This is a genomic window from Hyphomonas sp. (genome assembly GCF_016125515.1).
Taxonomy (GTDB): Bacteria; Pseudomonadota; Alphaproteobacteria; order Caulobacterales; family Hyphomonadaceae; genus Hyphomonas.
Map to the genome: position 1 here is coordinate 40,821 of NZ_WGLO01000003.1, position 20,323 is coordinate 61,143.

General features: G+C 60.9%; 14 protein-coding genes. 4 read left to right on the plus strand and 10 right to left on the minus strand.

Translation table 11 applies throughout. The features are described 5' to 3' along the window. Nucleotides 1–4: 4 nt before the first annotated feature. From tgt to GC148_RS03480, 5 genes are all read right to left on the minus strand, one after another. A complete protein-coding gene (gene tgt, locus GC148_RS03460; protein ID WP_291068705.1) occupies nt 5–1,279 on the minus strand; it encodes a tRNA guanosine(34) transglycosylase Tgt in 1,275 nt (424 codons plus the stop codon). After that, nucleotides 1,276–2,079, minus strand: coding sequence for a queuosine precursor transporter (locus GC148_RS03465; protein ID WP_291068706.1), 804 nt, complete (start codon nt 2,077–2,079; stop codon nt 1,276–1,278). Before GC148_RS03465 ends, tgt begins: the two co-directional genes overlap by 4 nt. 208 nt (nt 2,080–2,287) lie before the next feature. Next, nucleotides 2,288–2,617, minus strand: coding sequence for a metalloregulator ArsR/SmtB family transcription factor (locus tag GC148_RS03470; protein WP_291068708.1), 330 nt, complete (start codon nt 2,615–2,617; stop codon nt 2,288–2,290). Continuing rightward, the gene (locus GC148_RS03475; RefSeq protein WP_291068710.1) at nt 2,598–5,888 is read right to left on the minus strand and encodes an efflux RND transporter permease subunit; all 3,291 of its coding nucleotides are present in this window, start codon (nt 5,886–5,888) and stop codon (nt 2,598–2,600) included. Before GC148_RS03475 ends, GC148_RS03470 begins: the two co-directional genes overlap by 20 nt. Next, entirely contained in the window at nt 5,885–6,871 is a 987-nt protein-coding gene (locus tag GC148_RS03480; protein ID WP_291068711.1) for an efflux RND transporter periplasmic adaptor subunit, read from the minus strand. Before GC148_RS03480 ends, GC148_RS03475 begins: the two co-directional genes overlap by 4 nt. 183 nt (nt 6,872–7,054) lie before the next feature. On the opposite strand from GC148_RS03480, the gene GC148_RS03485 reads away from it, so the two are divergent. The 3 genes from GC148_RS03485 to GC148_RS03495 are packed head-to-tail and all read left to right on the plus strand — an operon-like array spanning nt 7,055 to nt 9,029. Next, on the plus strand, nt 7,055–8,329 hold the full coding sequence (locus GC148_RS03485; RefSeq protein WP_291068713.1) for an FAD/NAD(P)-binding oxidoreductase: 1,275 nt from the start codon (nt 7,055–7,057) through the stop codon (nt 8,327–8,329). A gap of 37 nt (nt 8,330–8,366) precedes the next feature. Continuing rightward, a complete protein-coding gene (locus tag GC148_RS03490; protein ID WP_291068715.1) occupies nt 8,367–8,807 on the plus strand; it encodes a thioredoxin domain-containing protein in 441 nt (146 codons plus the stop codon). Nucleotides 8,808–8,825: 18 nt separating this feature from the next. Continuing rightward, entirely contained in the window at nt 8,826–9,029 is a 204-nt protein-coding gene (locus tag GC148_RS03495; protein WP_291068717.1) for a DUF2892 domain-containing protein, read from the plus strand. 5 nt (nt 9,030–9,034) lie between these two features. On the opposite strand, the gene GC148_RS03500 is transcribed toward GC148_RS03495, so the two are convergent. Beyond that, on the minus strand, nt 9,035–12,319 hold the full coding sequence (locus GC148_RS03500) for a transglutaminase family protein (RefSeq protein WP_291068719.1): 3,285 nt from the start codon (nt 12,317–12,319) through the stop codon (nt 9,035–9,037). A gap of 118 nt (nt 12,320–12,437) precedes the next feature. Here GC148_RS03500 and GC148_RS03505 point away from each other — a divergent pair, with 118 nt between their 5' ends. Further along, nucleotides 12,438–14,315, plus strand: coding sequence for a class II glutamine amidotransferase (locus GC148_RS03505; RefSeq protein ID WP_291068721.1), 1,878 nt, complete (start codon nt 12,438–12,440; stop codon nt 14,313–14,315). A gap of 22 nt (nt 14,316–14,337) precedes the next feature. Here GC148_RS03505 and GC148_RS03510 read toward each other — a convergent pair whose 3' ends face one another. The 4 genes from GC148_RS03510 to GC148_RS03525 all read right to left on the minus strand — a co-directional run bounded on the left by GC148_RS03510 (nt 14,338) and on the right by GC148_RS03525 (nt 20,239). Continuing rightward, complete coding sequence (locus tag GC148_RS03510) at nt 14,338–16,053, minus strand: class I adenylate-forming enzyme family protein (protein ID WP_291068723.1); 1,716 nt, start codon at nt 16,051–16,053, stop codon at nt 14,338–14,340. Nucleotides 16,054–16,166: 113 nt separating this feature from the next. Next, nucleotides 16,167–17,774, minus strand: a complete 1,608-nt coding sequence (locus GC148_RS03515) for a DHA2 family efflux MFS transporter permease subunit (RefSeq protein ID WP_291068725.1) — start codon at nt 17,772–17,774, stop codon at nt 16,167–16,169. A gap of 14 nt (nt 17,775–17,788) precedes the next feature. Beyond that, nucleotides 17,789–18,952: an HlyD family secretion protein gene (locus tag GC148_RS03520; protein WP_291068727.1), complete on the minus strand. Its 1,164-nt coding sequence runs from the start codon at nt 18,950–18,952 to the stop codon at nt 17,789–17,791. Between the two features lie 162 nt (nt 18,953–19,114). After that, nucleotides 19,115–20,239: an acyl-CoA dehydrogenase family protein gene (locus GC148_RS03525; protein WP_291068729.1), complete on the minus strand. Its 1,125-nt coding sequence runs from the start codon at nt 20,237–20,239 to the stop codon at nt 19,115–19,117. Nucleotides 20,240–20,323: the final 84 nt, after the last annotated feature.

Below are 20,323 nucleotides of genomic sequence, written 5' to 3' on the forward strand. Positions count from 1 at the left end.
CGGCCTATCCGCCGAGCCATATCCGGCGGGCAGGTTCCAGAGAGCCGCCCGCGAGACCTGCTCTCACGTCAGCCATGACCCGGTTCATGGTGGCAATATTGTGCATCGTCAGGAGGATCTGCGCGAGCGTTTCGCGTGCCTTGAGCAAGTGATGCAGGTAGCTGCGGCTGACCGTTCGGCAGGCTTCACACGGGCAATCCGGATCGATCGGTGTGACGTCATGCCGGAACGTCGCGTTGCGCAGGTTCAATGCAGGTTCGCGCTTGTGAACACCGCAATCTGCCGCGATTTGCGCAGGCACTAGTGCCCAGCCGTGGCGCGCAGCGCGGGTTGGCGAGACGCAGTCGAAGGTGTCGATACCGTAGGGGACACAGCGGAAGATGTCCTCGATGCCGCCAATGCCGAGCAGGTGGATCGGCTTTTCGCAATGGAGGCCTTCAGATGCGAACTCGACAACCTCGTACATCTGGGATTTGGAGTTGCCGAGGCTGCCGCCCACTGCATACCCGAAGAAAGGCTGTGTGCGGAGGGTTTCGGCCGCGCGCTTGCGCAGGTCCGGATAGACGCCGCCCTGGGAGATCCCATAAAGGCCTTGCGCGCCGGCCGATCCATGACGCGGCGCATAGTCATCGACCGGCTGCAGGTAGCTGGCGATGGAACGTTCGGTCCACCGCTGCGTCCGTGCAAGCGAAGCCTCAGTATAATTGCGGTCCACATGAAAAGGCGTGCATTCGTCGAAGGTCAGGATGATGTCCGCGCCGAGCTGGCGTTGCACGCGGATGGAGCTTTCCGGGGTCAGCATCACCCGGCTGCCGTCGATGTACGATCGGAAGGCGACACCTTCTTCGGTGATCCGAAGCACATCCTTTTTGGGACGCTCCGTCTTTCGCGCGCTCTTGATCTCGTCCGCAACGCCGCCATGGGCTAGCGAGAACACCTGAAAACCGCCACTGTCCGTCAGGAAGGGGCCATCCCAGCCCGAGAATTTATGCAGGCCGCCGTGATCTGCCACGATCTGCGACCCCGGCTGGAGCATCAGGTGATAGGTGTTGGACAGGATAATCTGCGTGCCGGTCGACTTCACGGACGACATGGGAACTGCTTTGACGTTCGCCTTGGTGCCGCAGAAAATGAAGGCGGGAGTTTCGACCACGCCGTGGGGTGTTTGAAGCCACCCGAGACGTGCCTTGCCATGTGCGGGGCAGGGCGTGGCTTCAAAACGGAAGCCGGGAAGTTCCGGATCTTCCCAGATCGTGGTGGGCGCCTTTTGATCGGTCATGTGCGGGCGTCTTCAGCTGGGGCGGCATAGTGCGGAGAGTTCCGGAACACGCGGCGCGAGAGGTACATGAAAGGCGTATCAAGCAGCGCGATGAATACGCGGGCAGAGAAGGTTCCGAGGATATAGGTGTAGATCAGCGTATCCCAGGGCACCGGCGTTGCGGCGAAGATCCGCCAAGCCAGAAGCGAGAAAACCGTGTTGTCGATAAAGGCCGCTGCGATTGCGGAAACATTGTTGCGCAACCAAAGGGATCCACCGCTCGTCTTGCGCTTGAGGTAGGCGAACAGCCAGACATCGAGATGCTGACTGATCAGGTAGGAAGTGAGACCCGCAACCAGAAGCCCAAGCTGCGGCTGGATCACCAGTTTGAGCGCACGTTCCGTTTCGACGGCGAAGGCGTATTCAGGGCCTGAAGTCTCAACATCAACCGGACGGTATCCGAGCATCAGGATCATGAAAACGTTGAAGAGCAACACGCAGCAAAAGCCGAGCCAGATGATCCGGCGCGCGAGCGCTGAGCCGTAATATTCCGTGACGAGATCAATCGCGAGGTAGGAGCTCGCAAACAGGATGGTGCCCAGCGCAACCGGATGGGGAAAGACGGCGAACTGGACGACCTTCAGAACCTGGATATTGGCGCCGAGAATGGCCACGATGACGAAGGCGACGAGCCCGTAGATGCCAAAAAAGCGCATCAGCACAAGAACACCGCCATACGCCGTCAACAGCATGAACAGCGCAACCAACCCTGGCGGGGCGCGATTCATGGCCTCGACGAAGATGGTGATGATTTCGTGCACAGTGATGATTTTCTAGGATATTTTCGGGTCTCGGATACCATGGGCCGCTGGTCGCGGCTCATCCCAACCGGGGTTGTGGCCCATTCGCACGGTCCGGTTGTGTCACGCGACAGATGGGGGAGAGCCCTCCTAGTTAAGTTTCGGGCTCATGGCAACTCGGCCGGCGCACGGGCGAGCGAGCACTATGGTGTGGATTGCGGCGCGGCAGTTAGTGTCCGGGGCGACCGTAGAAGCTGCAGAGCGTGTCGATCAGCAAGTGCCCGATGCCGGGCTTGCAGCGGTAGAAGATCGTCTGACCATCGCGGCGGCTTTCGACCAGACCCGCCGCCCGCAGCTTTGCCAGGTGCTGTGACACGGCAGACTGCGATTGGCCGGTCAGTTCAGCCAGCTGGTTGACAGGGCGCTCTTCGTCGCTCAGCGCACAAAGGATCATCAGCCGCGTTTCACTCGCCATCGCCTTCAGAGTGTCGGCCGCTTCCTGGGCGCGGTAGGTCACGCGCTGAAGGGCTTCCGCCTTCTTAAGCTTGGGATGTGCCATGCGTGGTCCCTTCTGCAGACTGAGTCGCATCATTCTGTGCCGGGGTAGGCGACGCGTTTGCGGGTGTCCATTCCGGCCCTCTCAAGGCGATATAGATCGCCGGAATGACCAGTACAGTCAGCGCCGTTGATGAGGCCAGACCGAACAGCAGCGAAATCGCAAGGCCCTGGAAGATTGGATCGGACAGGATCACCGCGGCGCCGATCATGGCCGCCAGAGCGGTCAAGAGGATCGGTTTGAACCTGATCGCGCCCGCATCAAGCAGTACCTCCTTCAGCGGCGTGTGATCGTCCGTCCGGTGGCGCACGAAGTCCACGAGCAGGATCGAGTTGCGCACGATGATGCCCGCCAATGCAATGAACCCGATCATCGACGTTGCCGTGAACGCAGCGCCGAACAGCCAGTGGCCGATCATGATGCCGATCAGTGTCAGCGGCACAGGCGTCAGGATGATCAGCGGTACGCGGAACGTCCCGAACTGTGCGACCACAAGGATGTAAATCCCGATCAAGGCAACGCCGAAGGCCAGCCCCATGTCCCGGAACGTCACATAGGTCACTTCCCATTCGCCGTCCCACAGCAGGGTCGTATGGGTCTCGTCTTCAGGTTGGCCGTACATGCTGATCACAGGCTGGGCGAGTCCTTGGCTGGCCCAGTCATAGACCTTGATGCGCGATTCGATTTCGAACATGCCGTAAATCGGCGCTTCGAACCGGCCGGCCAGTTCGCCCATCACCATATCTGCGAAGTGTCCGTCGCGGCGGAATATGGAGAGGGAGCCTGTGTCTTCATGCGTTTCGACCAAAGCTCCCAGTTCAATCGGCACAACATCCGTTCCGGCCAGCCGCCGAGGGACGGGCGTCGCCGCAATTTGCTGTGTCCAGCTGCGTTCCGATCGTGGCAGGTAAACGCGGATATTAAGGGGATCGCGGCCCTCACCGCGTGGGGATACGCCTGCGGTCCGTCCCTCGAAGGCAAGAGAAATCGTATCCAGAATATCCTGCTGCAGCACGCCGGCATCGGCCGCGCTGGGCTCATCGATGTCAAAGGCCAGCCTCGGCGCGGCATCGCCGAGAGAGTTATCGACGTCAACGATGAAGTCGGTCTCATTGAACATCTGTTCGATGATGCTCGCCGTCTTCCGTCGCGCTTCGGGAGACGGGCCGTAGATTTCTGCCATCAGCGTAGAGATCACAGGCGGACCGGGCGGGACTTCCACGACTTTCACGCGTGCGCCTTCCGGCAGAGGAACGGCGGCGAGCCGGGCGCGAATGTCGAGCGCGATCTGATGGCTTGCGCGCTTGCGTTCCGTTTTTTCCGAGAGGTTGACCTGAAGGTCGCCGAGCTCAGGGCTCGAACGCAGGAAGTAGTGACGCACCAGGCCATTGAAGTTGAACGGCGCAGCGGTGCCGGCATAGGCCTGCAGGGTAATCACTTCCTCAACTGGGCGGATAGCATCTGCCAGCGCGAACAGGGCCCGTTCGGTGTCTTCAAGGGCGGCGCCTTCAGGAAGATCGACAATTACCTGTACTTCGGACTTGTTGTCGAAGGGCAGCAGTTTCACCGGCACCGCGCGCGTGACGAACAGCAGCAGCGACAACAATGTGGCAATTCCCACCGCGATCAGGAAGATCCAGGCATTGCGTTTCGACTCCACGACGGGCGCTGCCACCCGGCGGTAGAAGCCGCTGAGGCGTGTTTCTCCGCCATGCGCGTTGATGTGCGCTGTTGCGCCAGCTCCGCTGACGATCTTCATCATCAGCCATGGCGCAATACCGACCGCAACGAAGAAGGAGAACATCATAGCCGCAGACGCGTTCGCCGGAATGGGGGCCATATACGGTCCCATAAGTCCGGAAACGAACATCATGGGCAGCAAGGCCGCGATCACTGTCAACGTCGCAATGATGGTTGGATTGCCGACCTCCGACACCGCCTGGATGGCAGCTTCGGTCCGGCTGCGACCGTCATTCATCGCCCAATGACGAGAAATATTCTCAATGATCACGATGGCATCATCGACCAGGATGCCGATGGAAAAAATCAACGCGAACAGGCTGACGCGGTTGATCGTGTAGCCCATCATCAGCGAAGCAAACAACGTCAGCAGGATCGTCGTGGGAATGACGATCAGGGTGACCAGGGCCTCCCGCCATCCGATGCTGAATGCAATCAGGACGACAATGGAAACCGTCGCGAGTCCCAGATGGAACAGCAGCTCATTGGCCTTGTGATTGGCCGTTGCGCCATAGTCGCGTGTCACCTCGACATCAATGCCTTCCGGAATCAATGGGCCTTTCAAGGTCTGCAAACGCTCAAGAACGGCGCTGGAGACAACCACAGCATTCGCCCCGGGCCGTTTGGCGACGGTGACGGTCACAGCGGGGCGCGCCGCGAATCCGTCGCTTGCATTGGGTTGCATTGTCCAGACGCGCATGTCGGAATCGGCGCCGGCGACTTTCACGGTCGCAACGTCGCCCACATACACGACCCGGCCGCCAGCCCCCCGGATCTGAAGCCGTTCCAGTTCGTGCACGGCGTTCACGCGGTTACCGGCCTGCACGATCAGGGATTCGCCATCCTGATGCGCCCGGCCTGAGGGCGTGGCCGCCGCTGCGCCCTGAATGCTCTGCACCAGTGTCTGAAGGGAAACACCCTGCGCCGACAGGGCCTGGATATCCGGCTCAACCCGCAATTCGAGCGGCCGGCCTCCAATTACTTCTGTAAGGCCAACATCTTTGACCTTCGTCAGTTCATTGCGCAGTTCGTCAGCCAGCATACGCAGCGTTGTGTCGTTCCACACATCGCCGGTTGCTTCATCCGGCGACAGCGTCAGCGTGACAATCGGGACGTCGTTGATTCCGCGCCCGACCACGAGCGGCATCGGCACGTCATATGGAATGGAATCCAGATTGGCGCGTATCTTCTCATGCACGCGAAGGATCGCGTTGTCTGCATCGGTGCCAACCTTGAACCGGGCGGTAACGAGTGCGCCGTCGTCTCGCGTCTGGGAGTAGACATGCTCCACATCCGGGATGGCCATCAGGATACTTTCGAGCGGCTTGGTGACCTGCTCCACCGCATCGGGCGCTTGCAGTCCCGGGGACGACACCATGATGTCGACCATCGGTACGGAGATCTGGGGCTCCTCCTCGCGCGGAATCGTAAGGAGTGCGATCAGGCCGACTGCCAACGCGGCGAGGAGCAACAGCGGTGTGATCGGTGAACGGATCGTGGAACGCGTGATCCCGCCGGAAAGGTCGGTCTTCACGGGCGGGGTTCCGGCTTTTCGATCTCGTCGCCGGGTTTGAGCCCCGACAGGATCTCATACTGACCCGTTGTGTCGACCAGCGGCGCGGCGAGGGCTACGGGCGCGTCGATGAAGCGTTCTCCGACCTTCACGCGGACAAAATCGACACCGAACCGCGTCGAAACATAGTCCTTGGGAATCCGGATGGCCCGGCGTTCGCCCACCGGCGCCAGAACGTCCACGCGCTCACCGAACAGCGCCGTCAGGCCGCCTTCGACTTTCGCGTCGGCTATGACGGATCCTTGCCGTAGCTCGGGATAGATCTTGATGATGGTCGCTGTGCGCACTTCGTCGGATCGCGCTGGCAAACGGAGCGTGATCAGCCCACCTTCCCTGATGTTCGGCGCATGGCGTTCGGGCAGCGCGAGCCGGACGACGCCGTCAACGGTGGCAAACGTGGCCAGCACGTCTCCGGGCGAGACAACCGATCCCCGGACGACCTTGACATCTGTCACGTGGGCGTTTGCGGGCGCAAGGATGCGTCCCTCGGACTGCCGGGCGCTCAAAGCGCGCCGTTCAGCTTCGGCAGACGCGAGGCTGCGCTTCATTACCTCGAAATTGGTTTTTTCTTCATCCAGCCGAACGCGCGGGTAAAAGCCTTGTGCGAGCAGGCCCTCGTTCCGAGCGATGTCGTTTTCCATCTGCTTCACCTGGGAGTTAAGTCCATCGATCCGTGAGCTCAGCGATGACAACTGCGGAGCAATCGTGTCGTCGGTAACGACGGCTATCACGTCGCCTGCCTTGACGATCTGCCCTTCGACGGCATTGAGCTGGGTGACGACGCCCTGCAGGCGCGAGCGAGCAGTCGCCGTGTCGCCCGCCTCAATCCGCGCAATGACGGGGCGGTAGTCGACAACAATTGACTCCTCCACTTTCAGGGTTTGGGCCGCGGCGATCCCTGGAAACGCGATCAGAAACGCCAACAGGAGTCCGGAGCCGCGCATTTGGCGGGCGCCCGCCTCAGGTTGCGGGGAAGGTGACTGGGTTCTCATATTCACTCCATCATCCGGCGACGGCTGCATGCCCCTGCAATCGTCCGGATTTGACAATTCCGACATCCGTAAGCATACGTATATTATAAAATTCTAAAATACCAGACCCTATGGAACAGCAAGGGAGAAAACGAAATGGCAAAGATCGTGGTACTCGGTGCCGGGCTCGGCGGCGTGCTGGCGGCCTACGAAATCCGCAAGGCGGTGCGGCGTGAAGACGACGTCGTCGTGATCAACGAGAACAGCTTTTACCAGTTTCTGCCATCAAATCCGTGGGTTCTGGTGGGCTGGCGTGACCGCGAGGACATCGTCGTCGATCTCGAAGGACCTATGAAGAAGCGCAAGATCGCGATGATCGTCGGAAAAGCGTCGAAGGTTCAGCCCGAACAGAAAACCGTACTGCTCGCGGATGGATCTACCGTTTCGTATGACTACCTGGTGATCGCAACCGGGCCGGAACTGGCCTTCGACGAGATTGATGGACTGGGCCCCAACGGCCATACACAGTCCGTGTGCCATATCGATCATGCGACACAGGCCAACACCAAGTTTGAAGAGTTTTGCAAAGATCCCGGGCCGATCATTGTCGGAGCGGTCCAGGGCGCCTCGTGCTACGGCCCGGCCTACGAAACACTGATGATCATCGAAACCGAGCTGCGCAAGCGCAAGATCCGTGACCAGGTCCCGATGACCTATGTGACATCGGAGCCGTATATTGGCCATCTGGGCCTTGATGGTGTCGGCGACACAAAAAGCCTGCTCGAAAGTGAAATGCGTGAGCGCCACATCAAGTGGATCACCAACGCGCGCGTGCTGAAAGCTGAAGCCGGAAAGATGACCGTCGAAGAGGTCAATGAGGATGGCAGCGTGAAACAGGTTCACGAACTGCCGATGAAATTCTCTATGATGCTGCCGGCCTTCCGCGGCGTCGGCGCTGTCTACGGCGTCGAAGGTTTGACCAATCCACGTGGATTTATCCTGGTCGACAAGCACCAACGTAATCCGAAGTACCCGGACATCTTCGGGCTCGGTGTCTGCATCGCCATTCCGCCCGTCGGCAAAACGCCGGTGCCAGTCGGCGTCCCCAAGACCGGTTTCATGATCGAATCGATGGTGACGGCGACAGCCAGCAATCTCGGCCAGATCGTGCGCGGCGAAGCGCCGACGCACCAAGCCACCTGGAACGCGATCTGCCTGGCTGACTTCGGCGACAAGGGCGTTGCCTTCGTGGCGCAGCCCCAGATTCCGCCGCGCAATGTGAACTGGTCCGGTGCAGGCGGCTGGGTCCACACCGCCAAGGTTGGTTTCGAAAAATACTTCCTCGGGAAGGTGAAGTCCGGGAAGTCAGAAACGTTCTACGAGAATGCCGTGCTCGGCCTGATCAAGACCAACAAGATAAAGGCAAGTTGAACCCGAAAGGCTTCCGGATATGTCTGCCAATGAACAAATGATTTATTGCGTCGCATGCGGCGCGACCAACCGTGTGAGCGCGGGCAAATCACTGACTGCAGCCAAATGCGGCCGGTGCAGCAAACCGCTGGCCACGCCGGCACCTGTTGACGTGAACTCGGAACAGTTCGCGGCTCTGCAGGCGAAGGATACAGGCGCGTATGTGCTGGATGTCTGGGCGCCTTGGTGCGGTCCCTGCCGGATGATGGCGCCTCACTTCGAAGCGGCCGCAGCCAGGTTCAGCGCCGACGTTCGCTTTTTCAAACTGAACACGGACACCAACCAGGCTGCCGCCGGCCTTCTCCAGATCCGGGGCGTGCCCACGCTTATTGCGCGCAAGGGCGGGCGCGTCGTGGCGCACGAGGCTGGCGCGAAAACCGGCGCGGCCCTCGACAACTGGATACAGACCTCGCTCAAAGTTACGTCCAAAGCCAATTGAATCCTCAGGAGCTTCCAAATGAACCTTGATCGTGCTGTTCTCGCCTTCGCAGGCTGCGTTGTTCTCGTCAGCCTCTCGCTTGGCTATTTTGTATCGCCCTACTGGTTCCTGCTGACCGCTTTCGCCGGCGCGAACATGCTGCAGGCGGCTTTCACGGGCTTTTGCCCTGCGGCGATGATCTTCAAGCTCTTCGGCGTGAAATCAGGCAACGCGTTCCGCTGACTTGATCACGAAGGCGTCTTGGCGCCGAATCGCAAATCGAGCGTATGCGGAAAGTCGTGGTTTAACTCGAACGGCGCTGCGGTAACCTTGCCCGGTGTGTGACCCATAGCGGCAAACCGCGACATCCGTCGGCCTTCGGCTTCATTTTCGTTGACTGGATAGGTCTCGAAGCTGCGGCCGCCGGGATGCGCCACATGATAGGTGAACCCGCCCAGTGACTTCTCGTTCAGCAGGTCGATCACATCGACGACGAGAGGGGCCTGAGGTTTCAGGCGCGGGTGCAGGCTCGAGGGCTGTGACCAGGCCTTGAACCGGATGCCGGACACGAACTTGCCTTCGTCGCGCGTCGGCGCCAGCGGCAAGGCGCGTCCGTTGCAGGTGATCTGGTGCCGTCCGGGAACCAGTCCCGTCACGGTCAGCTCCATCCGTTCGACGGTCGCATCAACCGATCGACTGACGCCGCCGCCTGAAGGTTCTTCGCCCATCACCGGCCAGGGTTCGAGCGCATTGCGAAGCACCAGCGTGGTCTCGCCGATCTGTGCCTGCCCGCATTCCGGGAAGCGGAACGCAAAGAAGGGCTCGAACCAGGCGGGCGCGAAATCGAACCCGGCATGACGCAGGCTGTCGAGCACAGCGTGCAGGTCTTCGCGCACGAAATGTGGCAGCATGAACTTGTCGTGCAACTGTGTGCTCCAGCGAACGAGTTGTCCTTTGTACGGCGTCTTCCAGAACCAGACGATGCAGGCGCGCAGCAGCAGGCTCTGGACCAGGCTCATCTGCGGATGCGGCGGCATTTCGAATCCCCGCATTTCCAGCAAACCCAGCCGGCCGCGTTCACTGTCGGGGCTGTAGAGCTTGTCAATGCAGAATTCTGCGCGGTGCGTGTTGCCTGTCAGGTCGACGAGAAGGTTGCGGAACAGTCGGTCGACCACCCAGGCCGGCGTGTCGCTCGATTCAGGCACCTGCTGGAACGCAATCTCGAGTTCATAAAGGGAATCGTGGCGCGCTTCGTCGATGCGCGGTGCCTGGCTTGTCGGCCCGATATGGGTACCGGCGAACAGGTAGGACAGTGACGGGTGGTTCTGCCAGAATGTGATCATCGAGCGCAGCAGGTCGGGGCGCCGCAAGAAAGGGCTGTCCTCCGGCTGCATTGCTCCGAGCACGATATGATTGCCGCCGCCGGTGCCCGTGCGTCGCCCATCCAGCATGAACTTTTCGGCCGATAGCCGCGCCTGTCGCGCTTCATCATAGACCGTCTGGGCAATGGTTTTTAGATCCACCCAGTCTTCGGCCGGTTGAACGTTGACTTCGATCACGCCCGGATCCGGCGTGACGCTGAGGTTCACGATGCGTGGATCGCGTGCGGGCGTGTAGCCTTCAAGCACAACCGGAATGCCGATCTGGCGCGCCACGGTTTCGATGGCCTGGATCAGCATCAGGAAATGTTCTGCCCACACGACGGGCGGCAGGAACAGATGCAAGGTTCCGCCGCGAACTTCGGCGCAGATCGCGCTGCGGATCAGACCGTTCGGATCGTCACGGAAATTCGCATCGTCCAACGCACTGGCAGCTTTGATCGATTTCTTGAGCGCGGAAGCGCTGGGCAATTTGGACCGCATGCTCAGCGCGCTGCGTTCAGGTATCAGCTCGTCTTTGGCTTCGTCGGGCGAGGGCAGGCTGCTCAACGGCAGGCGCAGGCCGATGGGCGAATCGCCGGTGAGCAGGATGAGGTGCCCACTTTTGAAGGCCCAGGCGTTGCTGATCCACCGCTGCCGAGGATGAGAAAAATGCAGCGGAAGGACAAAGCCGACGGGCGCGTTCAGGTTCTTGTCCATCAGCGCCTGCAAACGCTCGCGTTCGGTGCGCTCAAAGACATCAGCTTCCAGAATGTCTCCCGCGATGGGGAGCCGGCGATCCTTCCACAGATAGTAAGGCGTGTCCTCCCGGGCAGGCAGCACATAGGAGTCCGGGATGCCCAATGTCGAGCTCAGTGTGCTGAGGAAATTTTTCGCAGTATCGAGTGTGTGGCCCAGATCTGCATCCGGGTCGGCCAGTAGGGCGGGATCGTTCCACATTGCCACGCCGTCCGCGCGCCAGAAACATTGCATTGCCCAACGCGGAAGGATTTCGCCCGGATACCACTTGCCCTGCGTGAACATGTGCAGTGCGCCCGTCGCGAACCGGCCGCTCAACCGATAGAGCAAATCCTTGGCCAGAACCTTCTTTTCACCGCCGAGCGCGCCGTAGTGCCAGGCATTGTCCTCCCGCTCGTCGATTGACACGAATGTCGGCTCGCCGCCCATGGTCAGGCGCACATCGGATTTGGCGAGTGCGGTATCGACCTGCGCCCCCAGTGCATCGATTTCGGCCCATTGCGCCTCGGAATAAGGCTTGGTCACCCGGGGCGCCTCAAAGATGCGCCGGACCGACATCTCGTGATGCAGTACTGCTTCCACGCCACCTTCCAGCGTGCCCGATATGGGCGCGGCGCTGGAGGGATTGGGTGTGCAGCAAAGCGGGATATGGCCCTCACCGGCGAAAAGGCCCGAGGTCGGATCGAGACCTATCCAGCCGGCGCCTGGCAGATAGACTTCTGTCCACGCATGCAGGTCGGTGAAATCGACGTCCGTTCCTGACGGTCCATCCAGCGACTTCATGTCTTGCGCCAACTGGATCAGGTAGCCGGATGCAAACCGCGTCGCCAGTCCCAGATGACGCAGCGCCTGGCAGAGGAACCACGCCATGTCCCGGCACGATCCCGTGCCGATCGAAAGTGTGTCTTCACAGGTCTGGATACCTGGTTCCAGACGCACGGTGTAGCCTAGCGACTGGTTCAGCTTCTGGTTCACTGCAACGAGGAAATTGATGATTCCGGTGGGTGTCCGGTCCAGGCTCTCCAGCCAGTCTGTCAGCCCGCCGCCGCGTTCCTTGACCTCCAGATACGGTGCCAATTCTTCGCGCAGCGCTGCCTCGTAGGTAAACGGAAATGTCTCCGCATAGGGTTCCAGAAAGAAGTCGAATGGATTGAAAACCCGGATCTCGGTAACAAGGTCCACCTCGACCCGGAATTGTTTGACGTTTTCCGGAAAGACAACACGGGCGAGGAAATTGCCGAACGGATCTTGCTGCCAGTTTATGAACTGGTTTTTCGGTAGTACCTGCAGGCTGTAGGATTGGATGGCGTTTCGCACATGCGGTGCGGGTCGCAGGCGGATTGTCTGTGTTCCCAGCGACGCGGGCCGATTGTACGTGTATGAGGTTACATGGTTGAGCGCGACGGTTATGCTCATACGGAGTGTTCCTTTTGGCGCGGATCGTGGAGCTCGGGGGCTGCGGGGGACCGGGCCGGGTAACAGTAAGCCAAAATTCGTCCGCCGAACGGTGGGTTGAGAAGCAGAAAGAGTCATAGTGTTCCAGATACCTACACTGAACAGCGATATCCTGCTGATCAACTTCGACTCACCGAGTTCGCCCTCCATCAACATCAATCTGGCTAAAAATCTGTCAGGCAGTCACACGCATGGCTGGGGACTTGGCTGGTATCCGGGAAACCAGTCGTCTGCGATGGTGATCAAGGACCCGGCGGCCCGCGGCACGCAGGTGTTCACCGATAGTCTCACGGACTGGTCGAACTTCCGGTCGCACGTCTTCTTCTGCAAAGTCCGCGGCGCTGATCAGGGGTACAATCAGGCCGACACACAGCCGTTCACCCGCAGCTTTGCGGGTTCCGACTGGCTGTTCATGCACAATGGCGACCTCGACAAACAGGCGCTGACGCAGATCTTCGAAGGCGACGTCCGCCTGCTCGAGCCGGTCGGCGGCACCGATTCGGAGCTCGCTTTCTGCAACCTGCTCGCCCACATGCAGGCCCACGGCGCCCGCAAGCTGGCTCAGGTTGACCCCAATGAAATCCTGTCCTGGTTCCAGCGTTTCGACCAGCTCGGCAGTTCGGATATGTACCTCAGCGACGGGCAGACCGTCTGCTGCTTCCATGGATCGCGCTCACCCAAGAAGCTCTACTATTCGCGCCTCCGACCACCCAACAACCTCCACGTCCTCGATTCAGAGGCAATCCGGGTTGCCGTCGATGACCCGCGCGATGCCTTCCGCACGGCGCTGGTCGTCACCTCCACCCGGTTCGACACCGGCGACTGGATCGAGATGCAGCCGGGCCAGCTGATCCTCGCCAATCGCGGCGTGGTCACCTGGAACAGCAGCGCCGGCGGCGCCGTCTGGGCCGTTCAGCCGGACACGGTCATACGGCCCGCAGGCGGCACCGCCGGCTCGCTGATGCATCAGACGCAGGCTGCCCAGGGGCAGGCGCAAGCCGTGTCGATCGCTCCGGTGATCCAGGAGTTCGTGACGAGCACCCGCGCGATCACCCAGACGGTTGAAGGGCGCAGCCTTTCCTACCGCCTGTTCGATGTGACCCACACCACGCACTACCAGTATTCAGAACCCGTCGAACGCAGCACGCACCTCTTTCGCCTGATCCCGACGGACGATCTGATCCAGGAAGTTGTGCATTCGAAGTTGACCCTGTCCTCGGCTGCTGAAGAAATTCAGTATGAGGACGTGTTCGGCAACCAATCGGTCCATTGTGAGATTACAACGCCCTACCAGGACCTGTCAGTCACGGCGACCAGCCGGGTGAAGATCTACCAGTCCCCGCCGGACGATCACGGCATTGCGTTGCGCCAGACGTCGATCCCGCTAATCTGGATGCCCTGGCAGCGCCAGATGATGCTGCCTTACCTTCTGCCGCCGGAACTTCCGGAGAGCCAACTTCGAGAGCTGACCAATTACGCGATGAGTTTTGTCGAGCGGAACGATTATCATCTGCTCCGCACGATCAACGATATCAATCTCAGTATCTACAAGGACTTCCAGTACGTGCCGGGTAGCACCCAGATCAGCACGACGCCGTTCGAGGTCTACACCAACCGGCGCGGGGTCTGTCAGGACTTTGCCAACCTGTTCATCTGCCTCACGCGGTTGCTCAGCCTGCCTGCGCGTTACCGGATGGGCTACATCTACACGGGCGCCAACTACACCAACAAGATCCAGTCGGATGCGTCGCACGCCTGGGCGGAAGTCTATCTGCCTTATGTCGGCTGGCGCGGCTTTGACCCCACCAATGGCTGCGCCGCCAATCAGGATCACATCCGCGTGGCGTGCGGGCGCAACTATGTGGACGCCACGCCGACTTCGGGCACCATCTACAAGGGTGGCGGCATCGAAAGCCTTCGCGTCGAAGTGCGCATGGATGAAGTTCAGGGGCCGTAGACATTTCTACGGCCGTCTGGGGTCAGGCAGATTCGACTTTGGGGCTCAAACGGTCACGCAGTTCGCGCTTGAGGAATTTGCCGCTGGCATTGCGAGGCAAGGCCTCATCGAGGAACCAGATATAGCGAGGGACTTTGTGCTTCGCCATGATCACCGCGCAATGTTCGCGCAGCTCTGAATCGCTCACACGTTTGCCCGGTTTCAGCACCACTGCCGCGCCGACTTCTTCTCCGAGACGCTCGTCCGCCACACCGAACACGCAGCATTCAGCAACGGCGACATGCCGATAGATCGTGGCTTCGACCTCGGCGCAGTAAACATTCTCGCCGCCGCGCAGCACCATGTCCTTTTTGCGGTCAACGATGAAGATGAAGCCGTTCTCGTCGATCCTGGCGACGTCACCGGTGTGCAGCCAGCCGTCGGTGATCGACGCCGCCGTTGCTTCCGGACGGTTGATGTATCCCTTGATGACGGATGAGCCTTTGACCCAAAGCTCACCCACCTGGCCGGGCGGAACGGTGTTGCCATCGTCATCGACGCACTTGGCTTCAAAGTTCGGCATGTAAGGGCCGGCGGTGTCCGGTTTGTCCACGAAGAAGTCGCCGGAAACCGACGTGATGATCCCGCAGGTTTCGGTCATGCCATAGCCGGTGCTCGGCCGGGCAGTGGCCACCTGGGCTTCGATCTTGAGCACAAGATCCGGCGGCACTTGTGCCCCGCCGCCCGCCAGCGCGGTCAGGCTCGACGTGTCCGTCTTGGCGAAGTCCGGATGGTTGATCAGTTCGCGCGCCATCACGGGCACGCCGCTCATGCCGGTGACCCGCTCGCGCTCGATCATCCGGAGCGCTTCGCCGGCATCCCAGCGATACATCAGCACCAGCGTGCCGCCTGCGGCCGTTGCCGCGTAGGCTCCGCAATTGTTGGCCGTCACGTGGAACAGCGGCGTGGTGATCAAGGTCACAGGAATCGGGGGAGTCGCGGGCGGCACCAATCCGGTGGCACGCTCCATGGCGAGCGCCGTGGAAGCACCTGCAAACATCATGTTCATCAGGTTCGCCACACATCCGCGATGGGTCAGCTGAGCTCCCTTGGGGAATCCTGTCGTTCCGGAAGTGTAGAAAATGCAGGCGTCGGAGTCGGGATCGACCTTCACATCCGGCATGTCGCCGCCCTGTGCGATGACGTCGCTCCACGACGTGACATCCGGGCCAGCATCCGGAATGCGCACGCCTACCAGCTTCAGCTTTCCAGCCAGATCCGTGCATTCGCGGAACCGCTCAAGGCGCTCGGCATCCAGGAACATGACTTTCGGCGCCGAGTCGTTCAGCGCGTAAGTCATTTCCTCGGGTGTCCACCAGGCGTTCATGCCAACCACAGCCACGCCGATCGACACGCAGGCCCAGTAGATCAGCATCCATTCGGGATAGTTGCGCATGGCGATGGCCACGCGGTCACCCGGCTTCACGCCCTGGCTCACAAGCCACGCGGCAACGGCGTTCACTTGCTTGTGGGAGTCGGCATAGGTGAGCCGTTCGTCGCCATAGACCAGATAAGGCCGTTCCGCGAACTGGACGGTGGACAGCCAGAATTCCCGGACACTCGGCGGGGCGTTCTTGTAGTTCAGGAGGCGGTGACCCAGCACGTCGGCGACTTCGATTTCGAATGCGCCGCCCGGTCCGGTCAATTCTTCGCGGGCCTTCTTGAGCTCGGCGTAATGCATCTCTCTCCCCAATTCCATTCAACTGATTTTGGGAAGATCATGCACAGAACGCGGGGGAAAGGAACACATGGCGCAAGGGCAGGCACTGCATCCGGCGGTGCAGCGGCGAGGGCCTTTTAAAGGGCTGTCATTTACCTCAGCTTGGGCCTCGGCATCAGGAAAACAGCCGAAAACACCAATACGAACCAGAGCATGATCACGTAGAAACAGTCGCGGAAGGCCAGCTCGGTCGCTTCGGAGGCAATCTGCTGGCTTATGTTTTGGAAAGCGCTTGTGAACGCCGTCAGCTGGGGCATTCCGGTCGTCTCCAGTGCCTGCGCCTGCAGCGCGTGCTGGTACAGGAACTCCGAGTTCGCTTCGTTCATTTCCGAAACCAGATGCTCGCCATGAAACAGCATGCGCCGCTGCAGCAGCACGGCCAGCAGGTTCACGCCGAATGCGCCGCCCGCCTGCATCAGGAATGAGACGCCGCCGGTCGCCGAGGCAAGCAGGTGCTGTGGCACGGCGCGGACGGCCGTGGTGTTCGCCGGCGACATGCTGAAACTGATGCCGACCCGGCTGAGAACGATCCAGCTGACCAGCACCCAATAGGGGGTCAGCGCCGTGACGCCGGAAAGCAGGAACGCAGAGGCAGCAAAGCTGAACGTGCCGAAACCGAGGAGCCAACGCGGGTCGATCTGGTCGGTCAGCCGGCCAGCAATCGGAAAACCGACCACCATGGCGAGGCCGGCGGGGATCATCATCACGCCGGCCGCCGTGGGAGAATACCCCTGAACAAGCTGCACAAACAGCGGGATAAGATAGGTCGACCCATAGATCGCAGTGCCGGTCGCCACGATCACTATGCTGAACGCCCAGAACTGCCGGTACTTGAAGATCGCCGGATTGAGCGCGGGGAAAGGATGACGCCGTTCCCAGAAGAAAAACACGATGCCCGCCAATGTCGAAACGGCGATCCGGATCAGGGTCTTGTCCGAATCCCATCCGTCCCGGTTGGCGTTTGCGAAGGCGGACAGCAAACCCACCAATGCCACTGCCAGCAGGATCAAGCCCTGCCAGTCGAGCGGCTGCTTCCTTGCACCGGCCCGGTCGCCGGAAGGCATCAGGAACGGAGACACCATCAGCGCGAGTATCGCGAGAGGCAATGTGGCCACGAAAACAAGCCGCCAGCTGGCGACGTCGACCGCAATTCCGCCCAGCGCAGGTCCAAAGGCTGGCGCCAGAACCACGCCAATGGAGAACAATCCCATCGCGGTGCCGCGTTGGCGGTCCGGAAAGGTCTTGAAGATCAGGAACATCGACATCGGCTGCAGCAGGCCCGCCGACACGCCCTGCATGGCGCGGGACAGGATGAGCAGCTCGAGGGTATTGCTGACGGCGCCCAGCAACGACCCCAGAATGAACGATGCCATTCCGAACACATAGGTAGCGCGCGGGCCAAAGTTGGTCATGGCCCAGGCATTCGCCAGCATGGCCAGCGTTGAGGAGGCCAGGAAAGCAGTCGACATCCATTGTGCCTGATCCTGGCCCAGGCCGAATGCCCCAATGATGGCGGGCAGGGCCACGTTCACGGTCGTTGCCGCCAACAGGGTCGACATGGACCCCATCAGCATCGTCAACAGGAGGAACCAGCGATAGTTTGCCCCGAACTGCGCAAAACGCTCGCGGATCGCGGCACCGGCATCTTCAGGAATCTCAACGCTCGCCCGTGCAGGTGGCGAGCCGGCAGGTAGCGACATGCCTGCCGCGCTGGTCAAGTCTTCGCCGGCGAGCGTTCGGACTTGCGGATCCGTACACGCACCATCGTGCCAGCCCTCAGGTGGACAACCGTCGAGTCGAGATCAATCCGGACCTTGATCCTCTGGGTGATCTTCGTGAACACGCCATTGGCATTCGGGTTCGGCATCATGGCCGCTTCCGACAATGTCGTCTCGCGGATACCCGTCACATGCCCTTTCAGGGTATTTCCCGGATTACTGTCCGCTATCACGAGCACGCTCGCACCCGGATGGATATTGCGGATGTCGGTTTCCTTGATGTTGGCCGTGATCCAGACATTTGCCGGATCGTGCATCAGCGCCATCCGGAAGCCGCGCAGCGAATGCTCGCCGGGATCATAGAAGAGTTCGTCTATGACACCGCCGACGGGCGCGCGGATCGTATGCTGTTCCACCACCACCTTCTGCGCCTCGACGCGCGCTTCGGCCTGTTCCAGCTCAGCCTTCAGCACGGTCAGGTCATAATCGATCAGCCGCACTTCTTCGCCTGTGATGCTCGCCGTGCGTTGCTCGGCTGCGGCGGTTTCGCGTTCGGCCTGTGCCCTCAGCAAAGCTTGCTGCGCGGTCTCCAGCGCGTTCTTTGCCTGATCATAGGTGCTCTTCGGAATCCGGCCCTGATCCAGCAGGTTCTTGGTCCGGTCGTGTTCCTGCTGCGCCGTTTCGAGATTGGACCGGGCGGCTTCGACTGATGCCGATGCCGAGCGCGTACCTGCCTGGCGGGCAGCGACCTGGCTGCCGGCCTTGGATGCGGAGAGACCTGCGCGGGCCTCTTCACGGGCGATTTCGGCGCGTAGCCGCGCGGCCTCCGCCTCGTACTCCGCCAGCGTGAATTCGGCTTCTCGGTCGTCGATCGTATAGAGAACGTCGCCTTCGGCCACGCGGTCGCCTTCGCTGACCGCCACGCGTGTGATCCGGCCGGATATGTCGGTAGAGACAGCGATCATTTCGGAGGCGACGCGCGCGTCCGCAGTCGTCACATAAGCGGCGCGGTCCATCACGAAATGCGTTGCCAGAAGCACAAACAACAACACAGCCCCGGCAGCCAGCCAGCGCCGGGACTGCTGCGACTGCAACAGGCGCCGGGCCCGCTGCGGAAGCGTCAATTGGCGGTCATCAAGCAGTTGCGTATCACCGTCCATTGGTCGCGTCCGGCAAAGGGATTGCCGGCCTTTTCCTCCCTGCGGTCAGTTTCCGGACCCCGGGTTCCCGGTGATTCCACTGCCGTGAATTCCGATTGATCGGTATATAACGCAAAGGCAAGCAAGCCCTATTTCGTGAGGGCAGAGCCCGACCTCCAGTCGCTAGGGGCAACCGATTGCCCGGGCGATGATGTTGCGATGGACTTCGCTGGTTCCGGAGTAGATCGTGGCGGCCCGGGTCGCGAAATATTTCGCCAGTGCAAAGTCGCTGTTTGGTGCCAGTTCGATGCCGATTTCTGTGATCGCCTGGTGCAGTTCGGTTGCGAGCACCTTGAGCACAGATGTGGCAGGCGCCTCGTCGATCCGGATACGTCCGGCACCCGCGTGGACCTCCAGCGCTTCGAACATGTCGATCCGCAAGTCGAGTTCGGCAAGGCGTGCCTGCAAGGCCGGATCGGCATACCCGGAGTCCCTGTACCCGCGCTCGGCAGCGCGAAAGGCCCGGCGCAACATGCCGGTGGTCGTGTTGTTCGACCGCGCAATGGCCATTAACCGCTTCGCTGTCTTCCAGCCCGCTCCAATGTTGCCAACGCGGTCAGCAGCCGGTGTGCGTACACGGTCGAAGAAGACCTCGTTGGTTTCGTGGTCGCCATCGATGAACCGGATCGGGTTCACGGTGATACCGGGGCGGTCCATCTCGATCAGCAGGAAGACGAGCCCGTCGCCGCCTGTGCTGCCTGCCTCGCAGCGGGCGAGCAGGAACATGTGCGTTGCGTACTGGGCGAAGCTTGTCCAGATCTTGCTGCCGCTAAGAATGAAGTCGTCGCCATCACGTTCAGCGCGCAGCGACAGGGCGGAGAGGTCCGATCCGGCTTGCGGCTCGGAAAAGCCCTGGCACCACTCGTGCTGCCCGTTCAGAATGGCGGGCAGGTAACGGGCTTTCTGTTCAGGCGTGCCTTCCGCAATGATCAGTGGGCCGATCGTGCGAATTCCGGACGATTGCAGCAATGGTGCGTCGCGCATCGCGCAAGCATTCTCGAAATAGAGCCGCTGCTCCGTGCTCCAGCCCGCACCGCCATGTTCGACCGGCCAGGATTGGGCGTACCAGCCCTGCGCATGCAGTTTTTCTCGCCAGGCTGCGCAGGCCCAAGGGGCGGACTTCAAGCCGGTTGTCGCACGGCCCGCTGCCCGCAATTCGTCGGTCAGGGCTGTGTCGAGAAAGGTATCGACCGCGCGCTGGAATGCCTCACCGGCCTCGCTGGTTGTGATTCCGAAGCTTCCGTCCACGGCGACTCTCCCATGTCACAGCATCGGGTCGAGTACCGCCCGGCGCAAGAAACCGGGCAATCAGGGAAAGTACGTGGTTGCCCC